This window comes from Streptomyces sp. NPDC107522, assembly GCF_055657525.1.
Genome location: NZ_JBVKAU010000027.1, coordinates 22,732 through 41,716 on the forward strand (window position 1 = coordinate 22,732; position 18,985 = coordinate 41,716).

An 18,985-nucleotide genomic window follows, 5' to 3' on the forward strand; every position below is an offset into this window, starting at 1 on the left:
AGCTTCGCGGAGGTCACACGCCGCCACCACGGGGGAGGGAGCGTGTCTTGTCCCAACAGCAGCTCGGACGCGGCCCCTTGAGGTTCCGTCAGCCAGGCCCCACACCGCCCGCTCCCGATGAGGAACCCACGGACAACTCGCCCCCGGCGCGCTTCGTCGGCTGGCTCGGCGGCCTCGGGTGCGCGGCCGCCGGATACGGCGTGTTCCAGTTCCTGTTCAGTGTGCTGCCCGACTCGCTGGACGGTTCGGCCGCCCGGTATCTGATCTCGGGGGTCAGCGGACTCGGCACCTTCGTCGCGGCCTGGCTGGCGGCGGCACTGCTGCGGGCCCGGACGGCAGCCGCGACCGCCGATCCCGCCCGGCTCACCGCCGTGGGAACCGCCGCCATGGCACCGGGCGCGCACGGCCCGCTCCCCCAGGTCTTCGCCTCCGCCTACGGCACCCTCGTCGACCAGGTGTCCGTCGTGGACGACCCGCAGCGCGGGCGGCTCACCGGCTGGCCGCACGCCCTCGGCGAGGACTCGCCGTCCCGGCCCACCCCCGTCGGCACCGCGTACGGCCTGCACATCATGCTCGACCTCGGCATGCCCGACGGACGGCTGAGCACCGGAGACCTGGTGGACACGCTGTGGCGGCTGCGGCTGCCGGACGGCGGCTGGTCGGCACGGTCACAGGGGTCCGAGGCCCGTCCGGAGGTCACCGCGCTGGTGCTGGGCGCGCTGGCCCGGGCGGGCGCCTCCGGCGAGCGGCTGGCCGCCGAGGTGGACCGGTGCGCGAGCGGCTTCACACGCCAACTCGACCGTGCCGGACGGGAGTCGACCCATGTGGTGACGACCGTGCTGCGCGGGCTGCTGCGGGCCGCGCCCCGCTCCGACGTCCTGCCCCTGCTGCGCGAGGCCCTCGCGGACGGCGCGATCAGCGACCCGCGCCGCGACCATCTGCGCTGCTGGGGCTACCGCCTGCAACCGCCGTACGGCAGACCGTCCCCGCTGCACACCGCGCAGGCCGTCGTCGCCCTGGACCGGGCCGCCCGGGTCCTGGGCGAGGACGGCGACGCGCGCGCCGCCCGGGCCCGGACCGCCCGCGAGGACGGCATCCGCTGGCTGCTCGCCTGTCCCGACGCACCGCACGACACCTGCCCGGACCTGGAGAACCTCCACGAGGAGGTGCGCCGGCCGCGCACGGACGACCCCTCCCACCACGAGGTGCTGAACGTACGGCACTTCACCGCATCCTGGCTGGTCCGTGCCCTGCTCACGCCGGGCGCGCTGGAGCTCGCCCGCGCCGACGGGCTGGAGGACGAGTGGCGGGTGCGGCTGGACGGGGCCGTCGCCGCGGTGTGGGCGGGGCAGACGGACGGCATCTGGTTCTGGCGGCTGGGCGGCAGCGCCGAGCAGCGCCGCCCGATGTGGATGACCTATCAGGGTCTGTCGGCGCTGCGCGCGCATGCCGTATGGATGTACCAGCCGGGTGGCTGAACTCGATGGTGGCGAGCGTTTGTCGGAGGGCGAGTGCATGGGCGGTCGGCAGATCCTGGCGGCGCGGCGGCTGCTGGCCGGGGCGCTGGACGGTGACCTGCCCGAGCACGAGCTGGCGGCCGCCGCCCGCTCGGTGGTCACCGAACTCGGGTCCCCCGACCGGCTGTCCGCGCTGATCGCCGATCTCGCCTCCGGCGCGGGAGACCCGCAGGGCTGCGCCCGGCTGTCGTACCGTCATGTCCTCGGCTTCGACAAGCTGCTGCTGATCGACGGCGGCCCGTGGCACATGCTGCGCGCGCACGTGTGGCATCCGGGGGCGGGCGCGATCGGCGAGGAGGACATCCACAACCACCGTTCGGCGCTGGCCTCTTACGTGGTCCAGGGCCGGTTGGCCACGGAGTTGTACGAGGTCGTCGACAGCGACGCAGGTATGGCGGCCGACCGTTACGAGGAGTCGCTGGCCGAGCGGTCGGCGGACTGGGTACTGAAGCCGGCCGGTCCGGCGCGGCTGCGGCTGACGCATGTGGGGCAGTACGCGGCGGGCAGCTCGTACGCCCTGCCCGCGCACACCCTGCACCGGGCCTGGTGCGACACGGACGCGCCCACGGTGACGCTGTTCCTGGAGACGGGCGCCGGACGGCGGCGGCACACCGATGTGTTCACGGCGGCGGGCCCGCATCCCGGCGCTGTGGCGAAGGTGCCGCTGGAGGTGCGGGACTATCTGGGGGCGTTGAGCGATCTGGCGGAACGGCTCGGGGCCTTGTGACGACTTGCCGATCCCGCTGCCCGGCGGCTCTGTGCGCCGGCAGCGGGATCGGAAGGGGTTACGGGAGTTTCACGAACGGCGACAGGAAGGCGCGAGCGCCCGGTGTGTCCAGGCGGTACGTCACGTTCGTCGCGTAGCACGGGGTGTCGCCGGTGATCGTGGTGGCGGCCAGGACGTTCTTGCCGCCGATCACGGCGAAGTTGGGGCCGCCCGAGTCGCCGTAGCAGGCACCGCCGTTGCCCTGCGGGGCGGTCATCGCCAGGCGTACCCAGGAGTCGTTGAGGGCGTCGAAGGTGACCGGCGCCTTCATCCGGACCCCGCCGCCGGGGTGGGTCTGCCCGCCGGGGCCGTTGACGGCCTCCTGGGTGCCGTATCCGGCGACGAACCAGTCGGTGGCGTTCAGGCCCCGCGGCCCGAGCGCGCCGAGCTGGTTCGCGGTGGGCAGGGTGGCCGGGGTGAAGGTCCAGCGGGCCTTGACCTGCGCGGCGGGCAGTTCGATCACCGAGATGTCATGGGTGTCGGACGCGGGCCCCGGGTAGTCGGGGTGGCTGTGGGCGGTGCCCTGGACGGCGACGGCCCTCGCCTGGGCGGCCGGGTCGCCGGGGTACTTCTTGGCGGCGGCGTCGAGGCCGGCCTGCACGTCCTGGTCCAGCGACACGTAGAACTTCACGTTGTCGGGCCAGTCGGTGGTGCAGTGCGCGGCGGTCAGGAAGGTGTCCGCGTCGACCATGGTGCCGGAGCAGACCCAGTCGACCCGGTCCGGGGTCGCGGGATCGCCGTCGTTGTCCCAGGTGGCCACGAGCGCGCCGACCTCGGTGCGTTCGGGGGCGGGCGTCGCGTTGTACGAGTTGATGGCCGAGGACGGCAGCGCCGTGGCGAGCACGGCCGCACAGGCCGCCGCGGTGACGGCGGTGGCGCGTATCGCTGACAAAAGAACTGACCCTTCTGCAGATGAGCCCGGGTGTTCTCCTGTGGGGGGGGTGCGCCAAGTGAAACGCCTGGTGGCGGCTGCGACAAGAGCGTGCCCACTGCTGCAGGGTTTTCCCTATGCGTCAGGTGCGATCGGTCTGTGCGGGCTCAGGACCCGGTGAGGGCCTGGCGCACGATGTCGAGGTTGTACGCGTCGATCTCCACACTGGTCAGCTCGGACCGGCCGAGCCACCGCGCGTCCTGATCCGGCTCGGGCAGGGTGACGCTCTCGGACAACGGCCTGACGAGGAAGTTCTCCTGCCAGTTCTTGACCTCGTGCCCCCGGTAGACACTGACGAAGGACGACTCGCCGACCTTGCGGACGACCTTGCCGAGCAACCCGGTCTCTTCCTTCAGCTCGCGCAGGGCCCCGTCCTCAGGACTCTCACCCGGCTCCAGCTTCCCGCAGGGAACACCCCAGACCCGGGGCAGGAACCGCTCCTTCTCGCTGCGCCGCACCAGCAGCACGCGCTCCTGGTCGTCCATCACGACGGCGGCCGCCAGTCGCCTGTCGCCGGGGATGTCCATGGTCATGGTTCCTCGGTCCCTCGCCGGTGATGAGTCCAAAGGGTCTGATACCCGCGAAAGAGTCAACGGTAACAGGAACCCGCGGCCCGTCGCTGTGAGTCACGTCGCGCCGCGGCCGTCATCGGCGGCTGAGCGCGCCCACTTCGTCGTACGACGGTGTGGGACCGGTCGGGGCCCGGCCCGACCTGATCTCCTCGACCGCCTCCATGGCCGCGCCGAGCGCCCGCCGGTACGGCAGTGAACCGAGGCTCACGCGGCGCACGCCGAGGTCGGCGAGGCGGGGGAAGCCTGGACCGGACGGCGAGTAGAGGACGTTGAGCGGCACGTCGAGGCGCTGGACCAGCGCGGCGATGTCGCCGGCGTCGGTGAGTCCGGGGACGAACACACCGTCGGCGCCCGCCTGTCGGTAGGCGCCGAGCCGGGCCAGGGTCTCCTCGCGGTCGCCGTCGCCCAGCCAGTAGGTGTCCGTCCGGGCGTTGACGAAGAGGTCCGGGGCCGCCGCCTTGACGGCTGCGATCTTCGCGGCGTGCAGGTCGGCGGCGCCCAGACGGTCCTCGAGATTGATGCCGACGGCTCCGACCGCCGCGAGCTCCCGGGCGAACTCCCCGACTTCGTCCGGGTCCTCGCTGTAGCCGTCCTCCGCGTCGACGGAGAGCAGGTAAGGCTCCGAGCCGAGGGTGAGGGCGAGTCGTAGCGTCTCGTCGCGGGTGGCCGCCGTCCCGTCGGGCAGACCGGCGGCCGCGGCGACACCGAGGCTCGTCGTGCCGATCGCACGAAAGCCCTGGGCCGCGAAGGCGGTCGCGGAGGCGTGGTCCCAGGCGTTGGGGAGGAGGAGGGGCCGGTCCGTGTGGTGCAGGTCGGTGAAGGGGCTCTCGGTCACACCGGCACGCTAAGGCCGGATCGCTTCGGTGCCTGCCGAAGTGTGCGGACGGGCCGTGTGCGGATCGGTCACATCGGCCGGACCAGCCCCGTGACCAGGGCGGCGACCCCGCCCTGCACCGCGGAGAGCACGGCGTCCCTGGCGCCACCGGCGAGAGCCCTGGTGAGGGCCCGGAACCGGCCAGGCCGGGAGTTGACGGCGTCCACGACCGCTCCCGGATCCGTCACGCTGCCGTCCGGGGCGACGAGGCCGTCGCGCACCAACTCGGCCACGAAGGCCCGCAGTTCGGCGACGGCGGCGTCCAGTTCGGCTCGGGACAGTCCCCCCGATTGCGTCACCGTCATCTCGTTGTGGTCGCCGACCTGCTTGTTCTGGTTCCCGTACACGATGTCCGACATTGCAGCATCCTCTCGACGTGCTCAGGTGTACATGCGATTTCCGCTTCCGACCTGCTTGCGCTGATCGCCCATCACGACATCCCCGTGCACTTGTACGGATGTCGCCTGCGCGGGCGGGTTCTCGATGGCTCCTACGATGACGTTTCTGATGCGGTGGATCTCGGCGTAATCCGTGCCGGACAGGGCGGTGTATTGCGTGCCCGCCGTCTCGATGACGAGGGCGTAGTGGCGTCGCCTGATGAAGAGGCGGTAGAGGAGGATGACGAGCCAGTAGGCCACCAGCACTCCCGCCACCGCGGAAAGAACAGCGGCGAACTGGCGCGCCGTTTGTTCGATATCGGAATCGGCGCTCGGCGGGAGCTCGGGCGGAACCAGCACGGCCGCAGCGACGATCACCCCGACGACGATGACGATGGCGGTGATCTGCCGCAGCGGATAGAGCGTCGCGTACTTGCCGCCCCAATGCACCCGCAGCGTCTGCACCCGGGAAATATTGGCCAGTGGATAGACCTCGTGTCCGATCTGGACGACCCTCTTGCTGATGACGATGTGGCCGACCCGCTCTTTCGCCATATCGCACTCACTTTCCCATGCGCGTGACTGCGGACGGCGATCTGCAGGGATTTACCGGCATCCCGTGTTCCCCCGTCTACTGGAACAGCCGTCGGCGCGTCGGCCGACCGCTGCCCGGAATTCGATGGGCAGCAGTGTGCTCCCTTGATATTGGGCCAACAAGCCTTTTAGGAAAGGTCGGTGACGGAGGGGCGGCAGGGGCGAAAGAGTCCCCGCATGTGATGCCGGTCACGGTCTCTGGGACCGGGCAACCTCCGCGCCACCTGCGGCGACGAGGAGGCATGACATCCGCAAGACGCACCACCCCCAGCAGTCACCGTCGGGTCCGCGTGGCCCGCAAGCCCCTCGTCGCGGGCGTTGCCGCCACCGCCGCCCTCGTCGGGGCCTGGTACGCCACCGCCGGTGCGGCCACGACCACGGGGCCGAACCTCACGCCCACGACCACCACGGTGAGCCTGTCGGCGAAGTTCCCCTACCTGTCGGCGGGTTACAACAACGCCCGCGAGTGGACGCGCACGGCGACCGCGGTGGCCCCGAACGGCACCCTGCGCGTGGCCTGGCCCGCGGCGGACGGCGTCCACGTCACCCCGCTGACCGCCGTCGGCAAGCGCTCGGGCGCGGACACGGTCGTCAAGGGTGCCAAGGAGGTGGGCGGACTCGTCGCCCACAACGACGGCTTCGCGCTGCTGACCCGGGTCGCCGACACCAACAAGTGGAAGGAGACGGCTGCCGCGATCGTCCGCTACACGGGCGGCAAGCAGACCTTCCGCACCAAGCTCACCGGCACCTCCACGAACGACACCTCCCCGACCCTGGACGGACAGCTCACCTGGAACGGCAGCAAGTACGGGGCGTACTTCGTCGTGCACGGCGCGGGCGGCTTCGCCGACGGGCACTTCGGCGACAAGCTGTCGTACGTCAGCGCCAAGGGCACCAAGCTCAGCGGCGGTTGGAGCTGGGGGTGCAGCCACAACGAGGGCATCGCGCTGCACGCCGAGAAGACCGGCGCCTTCACCTCCCTCTGCTTCGACGACTGGCGTTCGGGGCTGTTCGTGTCGACGGGGATCGGCGCGCCCGACAACGCCCCCGTCGTCCAGCGCGAGCAGTGCTGGGCGGGCTACTGCGGCGGTACGTACCCGAGCCGCACCGGCGACCTCGTGAAGTCCTCCACCGGCCGCTACGCCACCGCTTTCGCCTCCCGCGGTGCCGCGTCGGCGAAGAAGAACCCCGCGGACTCCAGCGGCCGCGGCTGGACGGTCACGCCACGGACGAGCACCCACCAGGTCGCCGTCGCCTTCCTCAAGAACCGCAACACCCCGGCGGCCGGCAAGGCGATCCGCCTGTCCAACACCAAGGGCACCGAACACGTCAACGTCCGCCTCGCCCCGTACGGCAAGGACCGGCTGCTCCTCTCATGGGAGTCACTGAAGAACGCCAAGTGCAAGGACGGCACCTGCACCGGTACCTTCGCGGGCACGAGCTTCCGGCTCATCGACTGGAACGGCAGGTTCCAGAGCGCCACGAAGGTCGTCAGCACCCGGATCACCGGTGACCTCGCGGTCCAGAAGGACGGCACGCTGACCTGGGCGTCCGTCCCCGTCACCCCTTCGTACGCGACCGCCCTCACCGGCGCGTCCCCCACCACGAAGACCCTGAAGATCGCCCGCCTGAAGCCTTGAGGCCGTCCGGCGTACAACGACCGCCCCCGTCCGTTGCGTCTCATACGTGCGATGCCCGGACGGGCTGTGGAACGAGTACGCCGTCCACGCCGCGTGGACCTCGCCGCCCCGGCGACGTTCGTCGCGATCAGCCGTCTGCCGCGGGGGCGGAGTCACTGATCCACTCGGCCATACGCCGCATGACCTCGACCGGCACCGCCGGGTTCCGGACGGCCGACTCCGCGGTGCCGTGGCCCCGTAGCAGCCCCGTCAGGAGCCGGGCCGGCAGGTGGGGGTGGACCGCGGCGGCGTACCGCACGGAGTCGTGCGGGTCTTCGAGCAGCCTCGCCGCGGCGACGGCCGACAGCCGGGGGTCGGTCGCGGCCCGGTACCGCACCTCAGCACTGCTGTCCCGGCTGAGCCTCTCGACCAGTTCGGGCGTCGACGCAGGATCGTCCAGGGCCAGCACGCGCATACGCGGGCTCGGATCGTCGGCGTACCGCAGGAGGCCGTGGCGGGGGAAGTTCGGGTGCCCCCGCGGGCGGTCGGGGACGGTGAGGCTGCCGGTCCACCACCGCCACACCCGCAGCAGCATGTCCGCGGGCGCGTCGTCGCACGATTCGGCGAGGAAGAGCTGGACGACACGGTCCTCGTCGTGAGCGAGACGCTCGACGACGTCCGGCGGCAGATGCCGGGCCCTGGCCACGCTCCGGCGCACGAGGAAATGGGAGGAGGCGGCCAGGCGGCGCATGGCGTCCTCGTCCTCGTGCAGGGCCTTGACCCAGTCCAGTTCCCGGTAACGGGTGACCGGATCCATGTCGACGGGGATACCGGCACGCTGCTCCTCGGTGAGGTCGGGCCGGGTGGACACCACGAAGCGGACATGGTCGTCGGGGTCCTCGCCGAGCAGCGCGACCAGGTCCGGGTCCAGACGCGGGTTGCCGGCGAGTGCGTAACGCTCGGACCGCTCACCGTGCCTGGCCACGTGCTCGGCGAGATCGCGCTCCAGGAGACAGGTCTCCAGCGCGCTGCTCTCGATGTCCCCGGCTTCGTACACCGACCGCGGCATCGGGTGCTCCCGGTGGTAAAGCGGCCGGACCCTCGCCCGCACGATGCCGTGCGGGTCGGCCAGGAGCGCCTCCCGGCCCTCGGCGTCGAGATGGGGCCAGGCCGGCCTGCAGGCCACGGCCCGCACACCGTCGTCGGGATCGGCGGCCAGCGCGACCGCCACAGCGGCGGGCAGGCCCTTCAGCAGGGCGGCCTCGGAGCGCACACGCGCGGACGGATCGGCGGCGAGCTCGCGGCAGGCGGCCTCGGAGAGCTCGGCCCGGCGATCGGCGGCGATCATGGTCATCCGCCACCGGTCACGCTCGTCCTGCTCGCCGAGGACGAGACGCTCCCACTGCTCCGGCGTGAGATCCGGCGAGGTGTCGGCCACCAGCGCCCTCGTCTTCCACTCCGGGTGCGACACGGCCGCCTCCACGATCTCCGCCGGCAGGTGGACGTAGAACCCCCAACGGGACCTGAACAGGGCGGGGCCACGCAACTCCACCGGTACGGCCGGACTGCGCGCGAGTCCGCCGGCCCACGCGTCGAGCAGCTCCTCCGTGGGCTTCAGCCCCTCGAACAGCGCCGCCCAGGCCGCCGCCGGCTCCTGCGGCGTCTCGTCGGCCGCCGCCCGCGCGGCCTCCTCCTGCCGCTCCCCGATCCGGTCGACGGCGACGAGCCGGACGTCGTACTCCTCGCTGGTGACGCCCAGCAGGTTCTCCCCGTCCAGCGACAGCGTGACGAACTCCGGCCGCCCGGGCCGCTCGCCCAGCACCCCGGCGAGATCCCAGCCGTCGGTGAGCCGGACCCGGACCCAGCTCTGGCTGACGGGCAGGTCGATGAGGAACACCCCGTCCGCGCCGAGGATCCCCGCCTCGGACGCCAACCGGTGCCACTGCGCATTGAGTTCGGCCACCAGGTCGGGCCGGTCCGAGCGGACCTTCACGGCCGGTTCGGCCTTCCGGGCGGCAACCCACCGCCAGGCGGCCGGAGCGCGCAGCACCTCCTCGACCCGCCAGTCCCCCACGACCTCGAGCCCGGCACGCCCCAGCAGTTCGACCAGCTCGTCTCTCCCCATGATCCCCATGATCCCCATACTGCCCGAGACACCGCCCGAGACCGCTCAGACCGGCGTGACGATCTCCACTCCGGCATCGACGAACCGGGCCTCGACCGCACGCCCGTCGCCCCAGTGGACCTGCAGCCCGTCCTCGCCGTCCACGCGCACGGTCACCAGCTTGTCCAGCGGCACGGGGTCCGGCTCGGCGGTGAGCCGGGCGAGGGCGACGAACAGCGTGGGCCCGTCACCCGTCACCCCGCCGTGCACAGGCAGCAGCTCGGCACGTACGCCCTCCCCTGCCGCCCACCCCGTCACCCGTACCGGCGTCCCGGCGGCCGCCCCGGCGACCAAATGGGCCCGCACCTCCACCGCACCCCGGGTCAGCACCAGACTGGTGACCCGGGTTCCGTCACCGACGGAGTGCCGCGAGGCCACCCAGCCGTCGCCGACGCCGAGCGGCTCGATGTCGGTGCGGCCCGGATCGTCTCCGACGATCACGCTGTTGTCGTACGACGGTGAGGGCGCCGTCGCCGTCGAGTACGCGAGGCGCGTGTAGTACGGGTCGTAGCGGACGTCCTCGCTGCCGTGGTTGTGGAGGCGGACCAGGCCGTCCGAAGTCGTGGACTGCAGAAGCCAGTTGGGCGCGGCGATCGCGGTCACGGCATCCGCGCGCTCGGCCGGGGCGGGCTCCTCGGCGGCCGTCCACACCTCGTGCTCCGCCGGCAGGAGGAGACCGAGGAAGCCCTTGCTCGCCCAGTACGGGGAGGCCGGGCCCGAATAGCCCTGCAGGACCGCCTCGTCGGGGCCGTGCCAGCCGAGGGTGAGCAGGCCGTTCGCGTCCACCGCACCCCGCTCGAGGAAGTACTTGAGCGCACCGGACGCCAGCCGCCTCGTCTCCCCCGGCGCGAGCGGGGTGCGGCCCGTCAGCGCGCCGAGCCACAGCGGAGCCGTCGTCGCGAACCGATAGGTCAGGGAGCGGCCCTGGTGCATCGGGGCGCCGTCCCCGCCGAACAGGCGCGCGTAGTCCTCGAGATGCCGCTGGAGCCGACCCCCGTACAGCTCCAGCAGCCTCTCGTCCTGGGCCAGCCAGGCGTGCAGCACCGGATACAGGTGCATGGCCCAGCCGTTGTAGTAGTCGAACTTCCGGCCGTCGCCGTCCGTGTACCAGCCGCCGCCGACGTACCAGTCCTCGATCCGCGCCAGCCCTCGGTCGATCGCCTTGCGGGACGCCTCGGTCTCGTACCCGATCTCCTGGAGGAAGCCGCCCACCGTCACCGGGAACAACTCCCAGTTGCAGGGCCAGGCTTCGGCGGTCAGGGCGTCCGCGAGCCAGGCCGCCGCCCGCTGCCGCACCGGGTCGTCCAGCCGGTCCCACAGCAGCGGCCGCGTCAGCCGCAGCGCGAGCGCGATCGACGCCGCCTCGACCAGGGGCTGGCTGCGGTCCTCGATGCGGGGCCAGACGCCCGCGACACCGGCCGCGAGTCCGTCGGCGTACCGCTCCAGTGCGGTCGCGTCGCGGCGGAAGGCGGCCAGGAGCAGCGTACGGGCGTAGCCCTCCAGGCCGTCGGAGAGGCGGCCCGACCAGCTCTCGTGGTCGCCGGGGAGGTGGTAGAGGGCGCGGTCCTCGGTGGCGCACGGCTCGACCGCCGCGAGCAGGGCGTCGGCGGCAGCCTCCCAGTGGGCGCGGGTGTAGCCGGTGTGCGGGCTGAGGGTGCGGTCGTCGGGAGGGAGGTGCATGGTTCTCTTTCCTGCTGGGCAAAGGTCGGGCCCGCCTGCTCGGCAGGTCAGGCCTGGGGCGCCCCGGTTCCGGTCGGGACGCCCCAGGGGCTCATCCGGAACTCATCCCACCCGAACCAGGCCCTCCGGCACCAGATGCCGGGCGACGAGTTCGTCGCGGACCAGTCCCGCGTACACCGTCGCGCCGTGCACCGAGGTGTGGGTGTTGTCCCGCTTCTCGTTGTAGAGGTACAGCGCCTTGGAGGCCTCGACGCCCAGGGACTCCACCAGTGCCTTGGTCTTCGCCGTCAGGTCGATCAGGGGGACGCCCCGGTCCGCAGCGACCGAGCGGATCACCGCCGGGTGGTCCACGCCGAGTCCGTTCACGAGCAGGGCCGTGTTGTTGTCGAGCGTACCGTCGGAGTTGAACCAGCGGCGCACGATGGGCGTCACGAGAACGGGCTTCCCGCCCTTCTCCCGCACGCCCGCGACCAGTGCCTCCAGATTCGCCCGGTACGTCGCCTCGTCGGTCGTCTTGTCGTTGTGGGCGAGCTGGATCAGGACCAGGTCGCCGGGGCGGATCTGCGGCTGGACGGTGGCCCACAGGCGGGAGTCGGCGAGATAGGTGACCGTGCTCTCGCCGGAGTCCGCGTAGTTGGCGACGGACAGGCCCTTGCGGAGGTACTGCGGGAGCTGCTGGCCCCAGCCGGAGTACGGGTCGCCGGGCTGGTCGCAGACGGTCGAGTCGCCGACGAGGAAGAGCTGGCGGGCGTGCCGGGCCGGGGTGACCTTGATGCCGGCGAGGGCGGGGGCCGAGCCGCCGAGCCGCAGGTCCAGGCCGGGGGTTCCTTCGGGGCCGGTGGGTTCGCCCTCGGGGGTGCGGACGTTGACCGTGAAGCTGCGAGCGACGCGCTCACCCGCCGGGGCGGCCGTCTCTGGGAGCAGGGAGCGCCGCGTCTCACCGCTGACGCTCGTGCTGGACGCGGTCTCGCCGCCGAGGAGGACCTTCACGTCGTACGTGCCGGACGGGACGTCGAAGTGGCAGGCGGTGGCGGTGCAGTTCTCGATACCGAGGGGCCGCTGACCGCCGTACGACCCGTACGCGTGGGCCGGTGCGGCCGCCAGGCCGGTGCTCAGCGTCACCGCCGCCAGGACGGCGAGGTCGAAACGTCTCATGCGTCGGCTCCTCCACAGGACGACAATGCCTGGCGCTGGACCGTACCGTGCCGGGCAAGCGCTTTCTAGTCTCCGCGCCGATTTCACAAGATTGCCAACTCCGTCGCCGTGAAAGCCCTTTCGCGAAATGGATTCAACTGTCACTCTCACTCCCACCCGCACCCCCCACATGTCTCGAAGGAGGCCCCCCATGTCCGGATCCGCGAACAGACCGGTCCGACGCCGCACCTTCGTGCTCGGCACCACGGTCGCCGCAGGCACAGCCGCGCTGAGCGGCACCGCCTCCGCCGCGGCCTTCGGCTGGAGCGACGACGGGTCGAACTACGTCGTCGACACCGGCGCCAGCCTCGTCTTCAAGGTCAGCAAGACCAACGGCGACCTGACCTCGCTGGTCTACCGCGGCACGGAGTACCAGGGCTACGGCGGCATGAACTCGCACATCGAGTCCGGCCTCGGCACCTCCACCGTGTCCATCAGGCAGTCGGGGTCGACGATCCTGATCTCGGTCGCGTACGGCACACTGCGGCACTACTACGCGGCCCGCAGCGGCGAGAACAACATCTACCTGTGGACCAACAAGGCCGACGACTCGGTCTCGGCGACCCGCTACATCCTGCGCGTGAAGAAGGGCCTGTTCCTCAACGACGAGCCCGACTCCTACACGTACACGAACAGCACCATCGAGGCCTCGGACGTCTTCGCGAAGTCCGACGGCCAGACCCGCTCGAAGCACTACTCCAAGCTCCGGGTGATGGACTACAACTACGTCGGCTGGACATCGGGCGGCGTCGGCCTGTGGATCGTGCGCAGCAACCACGAGAAGGCGTCCGGCGGCCCCTTCTACCGCTCCCTCCTGCGCCACCAGAGCGCGGACGGCGGCGGCCTGTACGAGATCCTGTACTACGGCCAGAACCAGACCGAGGCCCAGCGCTTCGGCCTCCAGGGCCCGTACGTCATCGCCCTCACCGACGGCGGAGCGCCCTCCTCGTCGCTGTTCCCGGGCACGCTGACCACCTCGTGGGCGGACTCGCTCGGCATCTCCGGTTACGTCGGCGCGAGCGGGCGCGGGCGGGTGGCCGGGGTCGGGATCTCCGGGCGGAACACGGCGTACCCGTACACGGTCGGGCTCGCCAACTCGGCGGCTCAGTACTGGGGTTCGGCGCGGTCGTCGGACGGCTACTTCTCGATCGGGGGTGTGCTGCCGGGGACGTACACGCTCACCGTGTACAAGGGTGAACTCGCCGTGTACACCAGCTCGGTGACGGTCACGGCCGGGGGCACGACCACCCTCAACACCATCGCCGTCCCGTCCTCCAACGACCCGAGCAACGCCACCGCCATCTGGCGGATCGGCGACTGGAACGGCACCCCGAGCGGCTTCAAGAACGCCGACCTGATGACGTACGCGCACCCGTCCGACGTCCGGGCCGCCGCCTGGACCGGCAACGTCGTCATCGGCAACAACGAGACGGCGTCCTTCCCCTGCTACCTCTGGAAGGACGTCAACAGCGGCATCCTCGTGTACTTCAGGCTGACGGCGGCCCAGGCGGCGGCCGCGCACACGCTGCGGATCGGGGTGACGACGGCGTACGCCAACGGCCGTCCTCAGGTCTCGGTCAACGGCGCCTGGACGTCGGCCATCCCCTCCCCGCCCACCCAGCCGAACACCCGGTCGCTGACCAACGGTTCCTACCGGGGCAACAACCACACGTTCACGTACAGCGTGCCGGCGTCCGCCTGGCAGACGGACACCAGCCAGTACAACGTGCTGAGGATCGACGTGGTGAGCGGTTCGGGGACGACGGGCTATCTCAGCGCGGGCACGGCGATCGACGCGATCGACCTGCTCGCCTGATCTCACGTCAGGTTCCGCGCGTCCACTGCTGGTTGGTTCCTCCGTTGCAGGTGTAGGTGATGATCGCGGCGGAGTTGGCGGTGGACGCGCTGTTCACGTCCAGGCACTCGCCGGTGGCGCGGGACTTGATGTTCACGTAGGAGCCGGTGGTGGTGAGCGACCACTGCTGGCCGGCCGCAGAGGCGTTGCAGTTCTCCTGGGTGACCGTGGTCGCGTTCTCCTGGACGCACAGGGAGCTGTGCCGGGTGACCAGCTGGTAGTAGCCGCTGCCGACGGACTTGAACCAGTACTTCTGGTTGGTGCCGCCGTTGCAGTCGTACTGCTTGATCTGGGCGCCGGGCCACTGCGACTGGCTGGTGACGTCGGCGCACCTGCCGCTGTGCCGGGCGATCAGGGTGTTGTACGTGGCGCTCGTGCCGCTGATCGATCCGGTGGCCGTGTCGACGGTGACCTCGGGCGACCAGGACATGGACATCGAGGTCGAGGACGGGAAGGTCAGCGGCAGCCACACATAGCGGGAGTCGTTGACGGTGCCGCCGAAGGAGTTGCCCCAGCGGTCGCCCAGGTAGAGGTACGAGGTGGTCGACGTGCCCTGCACCGGGAGGACGTACGCGGTCTGCGAGCCGTAGGCCGTGGAGTCGCCGATGTTCGTCATGGCGGTCCAGGGGCCTGCGATGTCGGTGGCCGTGGCGTACTGCTGCTGGTTGGGGTTCCAGCCGGTCGCGCCGGACGTCAGCATGAAGTAGACGCCGCCCCGCTTGAACAGTGCGGGCGCTTCCCGGTGGCCGCCGTGCCAGGGGTCCGCTACCAGGGCGGCGATGCCCGTGTAGTCGCTGGTCAGGCGGTAGATCTGCAGGTCGTAGTTCTCGCGGGCGGCGGAGGCCATGTAACCGGTGCCGTCGCTGTCGACGAAGACCGTGATGTCGCGGGACATGTGCTGGCCGAGCGGGCGGAAGCTGCCCTGCCAGGTGTAGTTGCCGTCCACGGTGTCGGAGACGGCGACGGCGGCGCGGGCCTCGCTGTAGTCGGTGCCGTTCTCCTTGTGCATCCACATGACGAACTTGCCGGTGGAGGCGTTGTACATGACCTTCGGGCGCTCGATGTTGGCGGTGGCCAGCTCGGAGGCGGACGACTGGGTCAGGACGTGGTTCCTGAACTCCCAGTTCTTCAGGTCGGTGGAGCGGTAGGCGTCGACATAGCGGAAGGTGTTGTCGGCGTTGCGGTGCTCGCCGAACCAGTAGTAGTAGGAGCCGACCTTGATGACACCGCCGCCGTGGGCGTGTACGGGGTTGCCCGAGGTGTCGGTGAACTGGGTGCCGTTGGTGAGGGTCTGGGGTGCGGCCGTGGCGGGGCCTGCGGTGACCAGGGCGCCGGCGAGCGCCAGACAGAGGGCGAACAGAACCGCGTACGCACGTCTCATCTCAGACACTCTCCTTCACGGTCGCGGCGGTCGTGGCAGCCGCCGTGTCGGCCACGGGTATGCCGAAGTCCGGGGTGCCGTCGGGCTTCCAGCCGAGCCGCTGGATGCGGGTGTGCCGGTTGGGGTCGTTCAGCGGATCGCCGACGATCTCCTTGTACTGGCGGGCGTGGTAGACGAGGACGTCGCTGCGGCCGTCCTCGGCGACGGTGAAGCAGTTGTGGCCCGGGCCGTACTGCTTGGTGGTGTCGTTGCTGGTGAAGACCGGGGTCGGGGACTTGGACCAGTTGGCCGGCTCCATGAGGTTGGCGTCCGCGTCGACGGTCAGCATGCCCACGCAGTAGTGGTGGTCGGTGGCGGAGGCCGAGTAGGTGAGGAAGACCCGGCCGTTGCGCTTGAGGGCGTACGGGCCCTCGTTGACCTTGTAGCCGATGCACTCCCAGTCGTACTCGGGGGTGGACAGCCGCACCTGCGGGCCCGTCAGGGTCCACGGGTTCTCCATCTCGGACAGGAACAGCCCGGTGTTGTTGTCCATCCCGGGTTCGTGCTGTGCCCAGCACAGATAGCGGGTGCCGCGGTGGGTGAAGGTGGTGGCGTCGAGGGAGAAGGTCTCCCAGGCCGTCTTGATCTGGCCCTTCTCCACCCAGGTGCCCTTGAAGGGGTTGGGGTGGGAGTTCTCCAGGACCCAGATGCGGATCTTCCACACGTCCTCGGCGGGTGCGGCGGCGAAGTAGACGTACCACTTGCCGCCGATGCGATGGAGCTCGGGCGCCCAGATGTGCGCGCCCATGTCTCCGGTCGGGTGGGCTCGCCAGATGACCGACTCGGTTGCCGTGGACAGGCCGCCCAGGGTGCGGGAGCGGCGCAGGATGATGCGGTCGTACTCGGGGGCGGTCGCCGTGAAGTAGTAGAAGCCGTCGGTGTGACGGTGGATGTGCGGGTCGGCGCGCTGCTGGACGAGGGGGTTCACGTACGGGGCTGCCTTCGGCGGGGCGGCGTGGGCGACGCCGGGGAGAGCGGGGACGGCGGCCAGGGCGCCGGCGGCTGCGGCGCCCTTCAGCAGCAGCCTGCGGCTGGGGAGTTCGGGCAGGTCGTCTTCGCGGCTCATACGGACTGCCTCTCGGGTTCACAGAGGGGGGAGGTGTTCGAAATTACGGACATGATCTGCCATTCCGAACGCCGAAAAGGTAAGGGTGTGGAACCAGGAGGTCAACGGGTTCGACGTGACGGAGAGAGCGCTTTCCAAAGGGCCGCCATTTTCTGTTATCGGCGCGCTCCTCACCCGTCTCCGATGACGTGCGCAGCCTTACCCACAAGACAGCAGCGGCCGCCGGCGCCCTCGCGGCGGTAGCCGCCCTGACCGTCGCCGCTCCCCCCGCGGTGGCCGCCGGCCCGCGAGACGTCACCGCCGACGTGCTTGCGGACCGGGACGTGACGCTGACCGGCGACACGGTCATCGACGTGCCTTCGGGTACGACGACGTACGACGGCGTCTTCCACGGCGAGGGCACGCTCACCGTGCGGGGCACCGGCACGCTGATCCTGACCAAGGACAGTGACTTCACGCTGCCGAAGTCCCGGCAGCGGCAGAAGGTGAGCGTCCTCGGCGGCAACCACCCGTACGTCACCACGACCGAGCCGGACCCGCCCGCGATCACGGTCGAGCGCGGGGCGACCCTGCAGTACGGCAACGGGGGCACGACCGGTCTGATCGGACACTTCCCGTACAACACCCCGGCGTTCCGGCTGAACCAGGACAACATCCGGGTCGACGGCACCCTGCGGTTGTCGTTGAAGAGCGCCTACAACCTGGGCACGATCAGCGGCTCCGGGCTCATCACCCAGCCGCGCTTCCTGTGGGGCACCTGGGACCTGTCGGGCACCCACTCCTTCTCCGGGGTGATCGACAACGGCACGCAGGTCAACGCTGGACGGCCGGAGTTCGCCACGTCGCTGCCGAACGTGCGGAAGATCCTCAACCAGGGCACCTTCACCGTGGACACGCCGCTCGGTCGGACCGTCACCATGGACATGGACTTCTACCAGCGCGAGTACGGCAGTGACATCAACGTCCAGTCCCGGCCGGGCAGCAAGGTCGTCCTCACCGGCCAGTACAGCTGGTCGGACCAGGGCGGCGACACGAATCCCTCGCTCAGCGACCCGGCCCTCAACTGGACCCCGGCGCGCAAGAACGTCAACAAGCGCGGCACCAACATCAAGGGCGCCGACGTCCAGTGGGGCGACGGCACCACGAACAAGATCTTCATGCCCGGGACCGCCGAGACCGTCTACATCAACCTGCTGGCGGCACGCTCCCGTTCGCTCCTCACCTTCGCCTACAACGGCCCGGTGACGCTGGGTGCCCCCATCGGCGGCGGCAGGTTCCACGACACGCTGGCCGCGCCCGGCGCCGGGGACGTCGTCGTCAAGGGCACGAAGGGCAACGACGTCACCTTCGCCGCCGTCCAGTACTACGACGGCTCGACGACGGTCGAGAAGGGCGCCGTACTGCGGCTGGGCAGCGGCAGGCCGGGCGGCGACGGCGGGCTCTACACACGGGGCGGCCTGTACAAGGTGGTCAACAACGGTTCGCTGGTGCTGAACAACACGCGCAAGCCCCTGTCCCTGTCCCGGATCAGCGGCAGCGGGTCGCTGACCCAGGCGGGGCCGGCGACGGCGACACTGACGGGGACCGCTGTGACGTACACCGGCCCGACGACGGTCAAGAAGGGCACCCTCGCCCTGCGCGGCGGCGCGACGCTCGCCCGCAGCAAGGCGATCCGGCTCACTTCGGCGAAGTCCCGTCTGGACGTGGGCACTTCGGGTCTGCGCGTGGGCGCGGGCAAGACGCTGACGGGCAGAGGCACGGTAAAGGGCGCGGTGACGAACGACGGCGTGGTCGCGAGCGAGCTGACCGTCTCCGGCGACTACACGCAGTCGGCGAAGGGCGAACTGGTCCTGCGCGACGGTCCGTTGAAGGTGACGGGCGCGGTCCGCCTGGCCGGGGGCCTGGATCTCGCGTCCGCGGCCGTGAAGAAGCCCGCCCGGAAGATCACCGTCCTCGACCACCGGGGGCGAGCCCGGACGGCCGGCGCCTTCACCGGCCTGAAGGAGGGCGAGAAGCTGCAACTGGACGACACCACGTACCGGATCAGCTACCGGGGCGGCGACGGCAACGACGTGGTCCTCACGGCCGTCACCCCGAGCCCCTCCGCCGACTCCGCCGGCCCCCGCACGGCAGCCGACCCGGTCGCCTCACCGGGCACCCGCACCGCGAGCGCCGCGAGCAACGGCCTCGGCTGGTGGCCGTACGTCCTGGCCGCGGGCCTGCTCGTCGGCCTCGTACTGCCGGCGGCGCGGCTCGGTCGGGGGCGGGGACGGCGGCGGGGAGGGCGACACGCGGCACAGGGCTGACGACCGCGCGGGGCTCGAGCCCCGGACTCGGGCTCGGGCTTCAGCCTCGG

At 70.9% G+C, this 18,985-nt stretch carries 15 protein-coding genes; 5 read left to right on the forward strand and 10 right to left on the reverse strand.

Going from position 1 to position 18,985, the window contains the following annotated elements; translation table 11 throughout:
* The first annotated feature begins 47 nt into the window (after positions 1-47).
* Both ACZ7L6_RS41430 and ACZ7L6_RS41435 read left to right on the forward strand, forming a co-directional pair.
* A complete protein-coding gene (locus tag ACZ7L6_RS41430) occupies positions 48-1,478 on the forward strand; it encodes a prenyltransferase/squalene oxidase repeat-containing protein (RefSeq protein ID WP_471933359.1) in 1,431 nt (476 codons plus the stop codon).
* Positions 1,479-1,515: 37 nt separating this feature from the next.
* Positions 1,516-2,244, forward strand: coding sequence for a hypothetical protein (locus ACZ7L6_RS41435; RefSeq protein WP_471933427.1), 729 nt, complete (start codon positions 1,516-1,518; stop codon positions 2,242-2,244).
* 58 nt (positions 2,245-2,302) lie between these two features.
* Here the strand turns inward: ACZ7L6_RS41435 and ACZ7L6_RS41440 are convergent, their stop codons facing one another.
* The 5 genes from ACZ7L6_RS41440 to ACZ7L6_RS41460 form a co-directional block, all read right to left on the reverse strand.
* Positions 2,303-3,175, reverse strand: a complete 873-nt coding sequence (locus ACZ7L6_RS41440) for a trypsin-like serine protease (protein ID WP_471933361.1) — start codon at positions 3,173-3,175, stop codon at positions 2,303-2,305.
* A 146-nt stretch (positions 3,176-3,321) separates the two neighbouring features.
* Complete coding sequence (locus tag ACZ7L6_RS41445) at positions 3,322-3,747, reverse strand: NUDIX hydrolase (RefSeq protein ID WP_471933363.1); 426 nt, start codon at positions 3,745-3,747, stop codon at positions 3,322-3,324.
* A 112-nt stretch (positions 3,748-3,859) separates the two neighbouring features.
* The gene (locus tag ACZ7L6_RS41450) at positions 3,860-4,621 is read right to left on the reverse strand and encodes an isocitrate lyase/PEP mutase family protein (RefSeq protein WP_471933365.1); all 762 of its coding nucleotides are present in this window, start codon (positions 4,619-4,621) and stop codon (positions 3,860-3,862) included.
* A 68-nt stretch (positions 4,622-4,689) separates the two neighbouring features.
* Positions 4,690-5,019, reverse strand: a complete 330-nt coding sequence (locus ACZ7L6_RS41455) for a hypothetical protein (protein WP_471933367.1) — start codon at positions 5,017-5,019, stop codon at positions 4,690-4,692.
* Between the two features lie 21 nt (positions 5,020-5,040).
* Entirely contained in the window at positions 5,041-5,592 is a 552-nt protein-coding gene (locus ACZ7L6_RS41460) for a DUF6232 family protein (protein ID WP_471933369.1), read from the reverse strand.
* Positions 5,593-5,873: 281 nt separating this feature from the next.
* Here ACZ7L6_RS41460 and ACZ7L6_RS41465 point away from each other — a divergent pair, with 281 nt between their 5' ends.
* Positions 5,874-7,271: a hypothetical protein gene (locus ACZ7L6_RS41465; RefSeq protein WP_471933371.1), complete on the forward strand. Its 1,398-nt coding sequence runs from the start codon at positions 5,874-5,876 to the stop codon at positions 7,269-7,271.
* 127 nt (positions 7,272-7,398) lie between these two features.
* On the opposite strand, the gene ACZ7L6_RS41470 is transcribed toward ACZ7L6_RS41465, so the two are convergent.
* The 3 genes from ACZ7L6_RS41470 to ACZ7L6_RS41480 form a co-directional block, all read right to left on the reverse strand.
* Entirely contained in the window at positions 7,399-9,375 is a 1,977-nt protein-coding gene (locus ACZ7L6_RS41470; protein WP_471933373.1) for a PE-PGRS family protein, read from the reverse strand.
* A gap of 45 nt (positions 9,376-9,420) precedes the next feature.
* Positions 9,421-11,094: a DUF2264 domain-containing protein gene (locus tag ACZ7L6_RS41475; protein ID WP_471933375.1), complete on the reverse strand. Its 1,674-nt coding sequence runs from the start codon at positions 11,092-11,094 to the stop codon at positions 9,421-9,423.
* A gap of 102 nt (positions 11,095-11,196) precedes the next feature.
* Positions 11,197-12,249 (reverse strand): rhamnogalacturonan acetylesterase, encoded by a 1,053-nt coding sequence (locus ACZ7L6_RS41480; protein ID WP_471933377.1) that lies wholly within the window; start codon positions 12,247-12,249, stop codon positions 11,197-11,199.
* 190 nt (positions 12,250-12,439) lie between these two features.
* On the opposite strand from ACZ7L6_RS41480, the gene ACZ7L6_RS41485 reads away from it, so the two are divergent.
* Entirely contained in the window at positions 12,440-14,104 is a 1,665-nt protein-coding gene (locus tag ACZ7L6_RS41485; RefSeq protein WP_471933379.1) for a rhamnogalacturonan lyase B N-terminal domain-containing protein, read from the forward strand.
* 7 nt (positions 14,105-14,111) lie between these two features.
* Here the strand turns inward: ACZ7L6_RS41485 and ACZ7L6_RS41490 are convergent, their stop codons facing one another.
* Both ACZ7L6_RS41490 and ACZ7L6_RS41495 read right to left on the reverse strand, forming a co-directional pair.
* Positions 14,112-15,524 (reverse strand): RICIN domain-containing protein, encoded by a 1,413-nt coding sequence (locus tag ACZ7L6_RS41490; protein WP_471933381.1) that lies wholly within the window; start codon positions 15,522-15,524, stop codon positions 14,112-14,114.
* Position 15,525: 1 nt separating this feature from the next.
* Positions 15,526-16,629, reverse strand: coding sequence for a glycoside hydrolase family 43 protein (locus ACZ7L6_RS41495; RefSeq protein WP_471933383.1), 1,104 nt, complete (start codon positions 16,627-16,629; stop codon positions 15,526-15,528).
* 188 nt (positions 16,630-16,817) lie between these two features.
* Between ACZ7L6_RS41495 and ACZ7L6_RS41500 the strand changes: the two genes are divergently transcribed.
* Complete coding sequence (locus ACZ7L6_RS41500) at positions 16,818-18,935, forward strand: autotransporter (RefSeq protein ID WP_471933385.1); 2,118 nt, start codon at positions 16,818-16,820, stop codon at positions 18,933-18,935.
* Positions 18,936-18,985: the final 50 nt, after the last annotated feature.

Excerpts from the sequence above, each read along its gene's own strand:
- ACZ7L6_RS41465 (WP_471933371.1), top strand. The coding sequence starts at position 5,874 with ATGACATCCGCAAGACGCACCACCCCCAGCAGTCACCGTCGGGTCCGC.
- ACZ7L6_RS41435 (WP_471933427.1), top strand. The coding sequence starts at position 1,516 with ATGGGCGGTCGGCAGATCCTGGCGGCGCGGCGGCTGCTGGCCGGGGCG.
- ACZ7L6_RS41470 (WP_471933373.1), bottom strand. The coding sequence starts at position 9,375 with ATGGGGAGAGACGAGCTGGTCGAACTGCTGGGGCGTGCCGGGCTCGAG.
- ACZ7L6_RS41455 (WP_471933367.1), bottom strand. The coding sequence starts at position 5,019 with ATGTCGGACATCGTGTACGGGAACCAGAACAAGCAGGTCGGCGACCAC.
- ACZ7L6_RS41445 (WP_471933363.1), bottom strand. The coding sequence starts at position 3,747 with ATGACCATGGACATCCCCGGCGACAGGCGACTGGCGGCCGCCGTCGTG.
- ACZ7L6_RS41460 (WP_471933369.1), bottom strand. The coding sequence starts at position 5,592 with ATGGCGAAAGAGCGGGTCGGCCACATCGTCATCAGCAAGAGGGTCGTC.
- ACZ7L6_RS41490 (WP_471933381.1), bottom strand. The coding sequence starts at position 15,524 with ATGAGACGTGCGTACGCGGTTCTGTTCGCCCTCTGTCTGGCGCTCGCC.
- ACZ7L6_RS41495 (WP_471933383.1), bottom strand. The coding sequence starts at position 16,629 with ATGAGCCGCGAAGACGACCTGCCCGAACTCCCCAGCCGCAGGCTGCTG.
- ACZ7L6_RS41475 (WP_471933375.1), bottom strand. The coding sequence starts at position 11,094 with ATGCACCTCCCTCCCGACGACCGCACCCTCAGCCCGCACACCGGCTAC.
- ACZ7L6_RS41485 (WP_471933379.1), top strand. The coding sequence starts at position 12,440 with ATGTCCGGATCCGCGAACAGACCGGTCCGACGCCGCACCTTCGTGCTC.
- ACZ7L6_RS41480 (WP_471933377.1), bottom strand. The coding sequence starts at position 12,249 with ATGAGACGTTTCGACCTCGCCGTCCTGGCGGCGGTGACGCTGAGCACC.